The sequence below is a fragment of the Arthrobacter sp. B2a2-09 genome (genome assembly GCF_027587375.1).
In the GTDB taxonomy this organism is placed as follows: domain Bacteria; phylum Actinomycetota; class Actinomycetes; order Actinomycetales; family Micrococcaceae; genus Arthrobacter.
Genome location: NZ_JAMXIC010000037.1, coordinates 25025 through 32681, shown reverse-complemented (window position 1 = coordinate 32681; position 7657 = coordinate 25025). Strand labels below are relative to the sequence as shown.

General features: G+C 62.7%; 6 protein-coding genes and 1 pseudogene. 3 read left to right on the top strand and 4 right to left on the bottom strand.

Translation table 11 applies throughout. The features are described from left to right. Nucleotides 1–422: pseudogene (locus NFJ07_RS24065) on the bottom strand (transketolase); the annotation flags it as partial. 498 nt (nt 423–920) lie between these two features. Between NFJ07_RS24065 and NFJ07_RS24060 the strand changes: the two are divergent. Continuing rightward, a complete protein-coding gene (locus NFJ07_RS24060) occupies nt 921–1883 on the top strand; it encodes a heme o synthase (RefSeq protein WP_269998480.1) in 963 nt (320 codons plus the stop codon). Between the two features lie 623 nt (nt 1884–2506). On the opposite strand, the gene NFJ07_RS24055 is transcribed toward NFJ07_RS24060, so the two are convergent. Genes NFJ07_RS24055 through NFJ07_RS24045 form a run of 3 tightly spaced genes read right to left on the bottom strand, consistent with a single transcriptional unit; the run spans nt 2507 to nt 5250 of the window. Beyond that, a complete protein-coding gene (locus tag NFJ07_RS24055) occupies nt 2507–3451 on the bottom strand; it encodes a COX15/CtaA family protein (RefSeq protein WP_269998479.1) in 945 nt (314 codons plus the stop codon). A gap of 60 nt (nt 3452–3511) precedes the next feature. Beyond that, a complete protein-coding gene (locus NFJ07_RS24050) occupies nt 3512–4288 on the bottom strand; it encodes an ABC transporter permease (protein WP_269998477.1) in 777 nt (258 codons plus the stop codon). After that, entirely contained in the window at nt 4285–5250 is a 966-nt protein-coding gene (locus NFJ07_RS24045; RefSeq protein WP_269998475.1) for an ABC transporter ATP-binding protein, read from the bottom strand. Before NFJ07_RS24045 ends, NFJ07_RS24050 begins: the two co-directional genes overlap by 4 nt. Nucleotides 5251–5402: 152 nt before the next feature. Here NFJ07_RS24045 and NFJ07_RS24040 point away from each other — a divergent pair, with 152 nt between their 5' ends. Further along, nucleotides 5403–6170, top strand: a complete 768-nt coding sequence (locus NFJ07_RS24040) for a helix-turn-helix transcriptional regulator (protein ID WP_269998482.1) — start codon at nt 5403–5405, stop codon at nt 6168–6170. Between the two features lie 11 nt (nt 6171–6181). Further along, nucleotides 6182–7657 (top strand): Fe-S cluster assembly protein SufB, encoded by a 1476-nt coding sequence (sufB, locus tag NFJ07_RS24035; RefSeq protein ID WP_269998473.1) that lies wholly within the window; start codon nt 6182–6184, stop codon nt 7655–7657.

Below are 7657 nucleotides of genomic sequence, written 5' to 3'. Positions count from 1 at the left end.
TGGGAGTAGGCGAAGCCCACCGAGGAGGCCAGGCCCTGGCCCAGCGGGCCGGTGGTGATCTCGACGCCGGCGGTGTGTTTGTATTCAGGGTGGCCCGGGGTCAGCGATCCCCAGGTGCGCAGGGCTTCGAGGTCCTTCAGTTCCAGGCCGTAGCCGGAAAGGAACAACTGGATGTACAGGGTGAGCGATGTGTGCCCGGGGGACAGGATGAAACGGTCGCGGCCGATCCAGTCCGGGTGCTTCGGGTCGTGGCGCATCAGCTTCTGGAACAGCAGGTAGGCGGCCGGTGCAAGGCTCATGGCCGTGCCGGGGTGACCGTTGCCGACCTTCTCGACGGCGTCAGCGGCCAAAACGCGGACGGTGTCCACGGCGCGCTGGTCCAGGCTGGTCCAAGTCAGTTCTTGCTCTTCCAAATGTGGCACGTAAACCGAGCCCCTCTCTGTGCTGACGACTGGTGACGGCACATGGCAAGCCTCGGGCACAGGATGGCGCCCGCTGCGAAGTGTCTACCAGCCGTTCACCATTGAAACGTTGATCTATCATCCAGACATGCAAATCTGAGAATACGCTTTCTCGGAAACCTGCGTGAGCTGATCTGCAGACAGCTTAGCCCGGTTCGCGGCCCCAAATGGTGGGAATCTCAAAAAATGGACGCAAATTCCGTTTTATGAATCACCGCGACGTCAAAGTGCCGGTGAACTTTCGGAAACAAGGGAAAGTTCCGGGTGCCGTGGCGTCGGACGGGCCACGGTATGATATCTGGAGGCCACCAGCGGCGAGTGCGCCATTGATTGAATGCATTGATCCAAAGCTCGGATTGCTTGCATGGATCGAATGCACGCTTCACCCCGTGCCCCGGATTTCGAGGTGTCGGGATGGACAGGCGCCGCCGCTGCGAGAACACCAGAGCAAAGAACAGAGTGACTGCCAACGTGAGCACAACAGATACGCCCCTCAACGCTTCCCCGGCTGTGGGGAAGAGCGGAATGTCCCGTAAGTTCAAGGCGTATCTGGCACTGACCAAACCCCGCGTAATCGAGTTGCTGCTGGTCAGCACCTTGCCCACCATGATCTACGCGCAGCGGGGCTTTCCCTCCATCGGGTTGATTCTGGCTACGTTGGTGGGCGGCGCCTTCGCCGCCGGCAGCGCGGGGGTCTTCAACTGTTACATCGACCGCGACATCGACAAGTTGATGCACCGCACCGAAAAGCGGCCCCTCGTGACGGGCGAAGTCACCCCCCGCGAAGCACTTGTCTTCGCTTGGATCCTTGGAGCCGCCTCCATCGTCATCCTGTGGTTCGGGGCCAACCCGCTTTCGGCTTGGCTCGGCCTCGGTGCGATTGTTTTCTACGTTGTCATCTACACGATGATCCTCAAGCGCCGCACGGCACAGAACATCGTGTGGGGCGGTGCGGCCGGCTGTTTCCCCGTGCTGATTGCCTGGGCAGCGGTGACAAACACCGTTGAGTGGCCCGCCGTCGTGCTCTTCATGGTGATCTTCCTGTGGACTCCTCCGCACTACTGGCCGCTGTCCATGCGGTACGGCGAGGACTACCGCAACGCCAACGTCCCGATGCTGGGTGCCATCGCCGGCGCCAAGGTGGTTTCCGTCCAGGTGGTCCTGTACGCATGGGCCATGGTTGTGTGCTCGCTGCTTTTGGTGCCGGTTGGCCGCGCGGGTTGGGTGTACACCATCGCCGCCGTCCTTGCGGGCGCCTGGTTCCTGTATGAATCCCACGCCCTCTACAACCGGGCGCAGGGCGGCGACGTCTCGAACAAGGGAGCCATGAAGGTCTTCCACGGCTCAATCAGCTACCTGACGCTTCTCTTCATTGCCCTCGCGGTGGACCCGTTCATCGGCTCCCCGATCATGGGCGGCTGACGCCCCTGACGACGCTGACGACGTTCCGGTCGCCGTAGGACGCTCGCTCACTTATGGCGCCTTTTTCCCAAACGCTCGCTCACTTATGGCGCCTTTTTCCCAAACGCTCGCTCACTTTTAAGGGTATAACCCGAAACCCTCCTTCACATCATGACGTGAAGGAGGGTCTTCCGTTTGGCCCCTAAACGTGAGTGATCGTCGGTTACCCCTGGTCCGGGCCGTGGGGGTAGTGCGTGTCAGAGGCCTGCGGGCCGGTACTCGGGGATCGACGTCGTCCGGCTGGCCCCAAACGCTCGCTCACCTTTGGAGCCGTTTTCCTCAACGCTCGCTCACCTATGTCCGGAAGGGCCGTCACCCTCCCGCAGATGATTGTGAGCGAGGGTTGCCGGAAAGGGGGATTTATGTGAGCGAGGGTTGCCGGAAAGGGGGATTTATGTGAGCGAGGGTTGCCGGAAAGGGGGATTTATGTGAGCGAGGGTTACCGGTAAGGGCGCTATAGGTGAGCGAGGGTTACCGGTAAGGGCGCTATAGGTGAGCGAGGGTTACCGGTAAGGGCGCTATAGGTGAGCGAAGGTCGCCGGAAAGGGCGCTATATGTGAGCGCGGGTCTCGGACGGTGGCGGGCTAGAGCTTCGGGCTGAACCGCGCCACATCCGCCGCGTTGGTGGCGGCACTCATGAGCAGGGCGGCACCCAGCATGTGGGCGCCTACCAGGAGGGCGGGGATGCCGTTGTAGTACTGGGTAAAGCCAATGACCGCCTGCAGGACCGTCACGGCGAGCAGCAGCAGCGCCGCTGAGCGGAATAGACCGGTGATTCCCTTGCGCAGGACGAAGTAAACGGCGAAGACGGCGCCCGCCGTGATGAGGTACGCCGGCACTGCGTGGATGTGCGAGAAGAGGTCCCAGTCGAGATCGTTGCGCGGCGCGTTCGCGTCGCCGGCGTGCGGTCCGGCCCCAGTCACCACCACGCCCAGGCACACCGCAACTGCAGAGAAGAACGCGACGGCGGTCATGACGGGGCTCATTGCGCCCGGAATCGGTGCCAACGGCCGCTTCATGAAGCGGCCGGTCCGGCCATAGGCGCGGTTGACCAGGAGCGTGGAGAAGACAACCAGGGCCATGGACACCAGGAAGTGCAGTCCGACAACCCAGGGGTTCAGATTGGATAGCACGGTGATGCCGCCGATGATGGCCTGTGCCGGAATGCTGGCGAGGAGGCCCACAGCCAGGAGGAAAAGGTCGCGGCGTTCCTTGCGGAGGTTCCATAAGTACACGAGCATCAGGACGGCGACGGCGGCCAAGGCGAAGGTCAGCATGCGGTTGCCGAATTCGATGAAGCCGTGGATGCCCATCTCCGGCGTGTTCACAAGGGAAGCGCTGGTGCAGCGCGGCCATGTCGGGCAGCCGAGCCCCGAGGATGTCAACCGGACCGCGCCGCCGGTGACCACCAGGACCACCTGGCCGATCAGGGACAACATCGCCAGCCTGCGGATGCTGCTGTTGACTTCCGTGGGCAGCTTGGCGGTCAACTGCTGGATGGACTTCGGGAGGCGGGAAGCCGTGCTCACAGTTTTCTCAATTCTCGGTTCTCAATTTCACGCTGACGGTTCGGTTCCACAACGGGACGCTCAGTTCCATTTGAACCAGCGGACGGCGGCCGCGCCGGGGACGATAGTCCACAGGAGCAGCACAAGAACGTAGGGCAAGGAGACGCTGCCATGGAGGAAAGCGTCCCTGAGTGACTGGCCCAGGGCGCCTGAGGGCAGGAAGTGCACGATATTCTGCGCCAAGTCCGGCAAACGCTCGGCGGGAACCACAATTCCGCCGAGGGCGCCCAGCAGGATCCAGAGCAGGTTGGTGATGGCGAGGGTTGCCTCCGGCCGTACGGTGCCGGCAACCAGGAGCCCGAGGGCGGTGAAGGCGGCAGCACCGAGAACCAGCAGGCCCAGGCCGGGAAGCCAGCCTTCGGGACGCGGATGCCAGCCCAGCAATGCGGCCACGGCACCGATCACCAGGACCTGGAGGACCAGGACGGCCAAGACGGCGATGATCTTGCCTGCAATGAGGCCGGTCCGGCCCAGGGGAGTGGTCGAGAGGAAGCGGAGCACACCGTATCGGCGGTCGAAGCCCGTGGCGATGCCTTGGCCGGTGAATGCCGTGGACATGGCACACAGCGCGAGAATGCCCGGCGTCGCGATGTCCACGCGATTGGCGCCCAAGCCATCGAGCAGCGGTGTGACGGTGAGTCCCACCAAAGCCAGCAAGGGCATGATCACCGCGAGGATCAGCTGCTCGCCGTTCCGGATCATGGTCAACGTTTCGTAGCGGCCTTGCAGCAGGATCCTGCGCATCAAGGGTGCCGGTCCGGAGTGGGGTGTGCTGAGCACGGGGGTTGCGCTGGTCATCGGATGTCCCTTCCGGAAATGTCCAGGAAAACGTCTTCCAAGCTGCGAGCCTCCAAGCGGAGGGACGCCGGCATGATGCCCTTCTCGGCCCACCATGCCGTGAGCTTTGCCAGATGTTGCGGCGTGAGTGTGCCTGCGATCGCGTAGCTGCCCGCCCGGCTTTCGGTGATGGTCAGTTCATCGCCGATGGCCGCGGCAATGTCCAGGCCGGCCGGGGCATCAAAGAACAGGGTGCGTTCAGTCACCCCGTCCATAGCCTCGTGGCCGTGGCGCAACAAGTCGGCGACGGTGCCTTCCGCGACGTTGTGGCCGGCGTCGATGATGTAGACGTAGTCCGCAAGCCTCTGGGCGTCGTCCATGAGGTGGGTGGTGAGGATGATCCCCATGCCGGCATCCCGCAGCTCGGCGATGAGCTCAAAGACGATTTGGCGGGACTGGGGATCGAGCCCTGCGCTTGGCTCGTCCAGGAACAGGACTTCGGGATTGCCGATCAGGGCAGCCGCAAGGGAGAGCCGTTGCTTTTGGCCACCGGACAAGCGGCGGACGCCGGTGCGGCTGAAGGTGTCGATGCCCAACCGCTCTACGAGTCCGTCCAAGGGAAGGGGGTCCTGGTACATGCCGGCAATGTGCCGAAGCAAGGGGATGGGACGGGCCGACGGCGGGAGGCCGCCGTCCTGCAGCATCACGCCAACGCGTGAACGAAGGTTCGCACCGGCCGTGTCAGGATCTTCGCCGAGGAGCCCGATGCGGCCGCCGGTACGCTTTTGAAGGCCTTGGGCGCATTCGAGCGTTGTTGTCTTGCCTGCGCCGTTGGCACCCAGCAAGGCAGTGATCTGGCCGCGTTCTGCGAACATTGACAGGCCGCTGACTACCCGGAGCATCTTGCCGTCAAGGGAAGCCAGCGGGCCAACGTCCTTGATGAGTCCGTCGATGGTGAGGACAGGGGATTCGGGGGATCGCACCAAAGTATTCTACGTGAAGTAGTAGGGGTGCGGCGGGCAAGGTGCCGCAGGCCAGCCTTGCCTTACTGGATGCACGGACTAAATTACGACATGATTGTGTTGTGTATTCCATGAGGAGTTCTGTTTCCGTGCCCGCGAGGCATAGCGCGGTCATGCCTGTGCCCGGTGGCACAGCCGTTGGCGTGGCTGATGCGGAAGACCGCACCCGGGACCGTGTTCTCAACGCGGTGTTGGAGCACGGCCCCGTCAGCGCGGCTGAACTTGGCGACATGCTTGGTTTCACTCCTGCAGCTGTCCGCAGGCACCTGGATCACCTTCAGCGTGCCGGGGTCATAGAGGTAAAGCGCGTCGCGAAGGCGGGTGCTGGCGCAGGCCGGCCGGCCCGTCGCTATGTCCTCAGCTCGCAGGGGCAGTCGAAGCTTGGGGATGACTACCTGAACATTGCCAGTTCCGCGTTGCGGCGGCTGAGGGACCTCGCCGGCGAAGAAGCTGTCAGGGACTATGCGGTAGAGCGCTTCGCCGAGATGGAGCAGCGCTACGCACCCGAAGTTGACCGGGCGGGTTCCGACATCGCAGCCCGCGCTTTGGCGCTGTCCAAGGCGCTGAGCAGGGACGGATATGTCGCATCGGCTGCTTCGATTGAGACCAAGGCGCTTTTGCCCGCTTCCCTCTCGAGCGTCCAGCTGTGCCAGGGCCATTGCCCCATCCAGCAGCTCGCCGCGGAATTTCCCGTTTTTTGCGACACCGAGACCGAACTGTTTTCCCGTTTGGTCGGCGTCGATGTCCGCAGGCTCTCCACCCTCGCGCAGGGCGGACATGTCTGCACTACCCATATTCCTACCGGCAGGCCAGCCGCCAAGGGGGCCCTCGGGTTTCCGAAGCTGCCAGCCTCGCCCCATGTCGAATCCAACAATCAGTAAGAAAGGCCGTGATGACGGGTCAATTAGCTGAAGGAACAGCAGAGAAAGCGCTAGCTGACGGTGCTGTGATCTCGGAGATTCTCGAGAAGAATCCCGAGCTGCACGGTATTGGCAACTACGAGTACGGATGGGCTGACAAGAACGACGTCGGCGCAAACGCGCGCCGTGGGCTCAACGAAGAGGTAGTCCGCGACATTTCGGCCAAGAAGAGCGAGCCGCAATGGATGCTGGATCTGCGCCTGAAGGGCTTGAAGTACTTCGACCGCAAGCCCATGCCCACCTGGGGTGCAGACCTCTCCGGCATTGACTTCGACAACATCAAGTACTTCGTGCGCTCCACCGAGAAGCAGGCTGCCACGTGGGAAGACCTCCCCGAGGACATCCGCAACACCTACGAGAAGCTGGGCATCCCGGAAGCCGAGCGCAGCCGCCTCGTGTCCGGTGTGGCCGCGCAGTACGAGTCCGAGGTTGTGTATCACCAGATCCGCGAGGACCTGGAAAAGCAGGGCGTTATCTTCCTGGACACCGACACCGCACTTCGCGAACACCCGGAGATTTTCCAGGAGTACTTCGGCACCATCATTCCGGTGGGCGACAACAAGTTCGCGTCGCTGAACACGGCCGTATGGTCCGGCGGTTCCTTCGTGTACGTCCCCAAGGGCGTCCACGTGGACATCCCGCTGCAGGCCTACTTCCGCATCAACACCGAGAACATGGGCCAGTTCGAGCGCACCCTGATCATCGCGGACGAGGACTCCTACGTCCACTACATCGAAGGCTGCACCGCTCCGATCTACACTTCGGACTCGCTGCACTCCGCCGTGGTGGAAATCATCGTGAAGAAGGGCGCCCGCGTCCGTTACACGACCATCCAGAACTGGTCCACCAACGTGTACAACCTGGTCACCAAGCGCGCCATCTGCGAAGAGGGCGCCACCATGGAGTGGATCGATGGCAACATCGGCTCCAAGGTGACCATGAAGTACCCGGCTGTCTACCTGGTCGGCGAGCACGCCAAGGGCGAGACCCTGTCCATCGCCTTCGCCGGCGAAGGCCAGCACCAGGACACCGGCTCCAAGATGGTCCACATCGCGCCGAACACCAAGAGCTCCATCATCTCCAAGTCCGTGGCCCGTGGCGGCGGTCGTGCAGCGTACCGGGGCCTGGTCCAGGTCCGCGAAGGCGCCAAGCACTCCGCCAACACCGTGCGTTGCGACGCCTTGTTGGTTGACACTATTTCCCGTTCCGACACCTATCCCTACATCGACATCCGCGAGGATGACGTGGTGATGGGCCACGAGGCCACCGTTTCCCGAGTCAGTGAGGAGCAGCTCTTCTATCTGATGTCCCGCGGTATGCCCGAGGACGAGGCCATGGCCATGATCGTGCGCGGCTTCATTGAGCCGATCGCCCGTGAGTTGCCTATGGAATACGCCCTTGAACTCAACCGCCTGATTGAACTGCAGATGGAAGGATCCGTCGGTTAG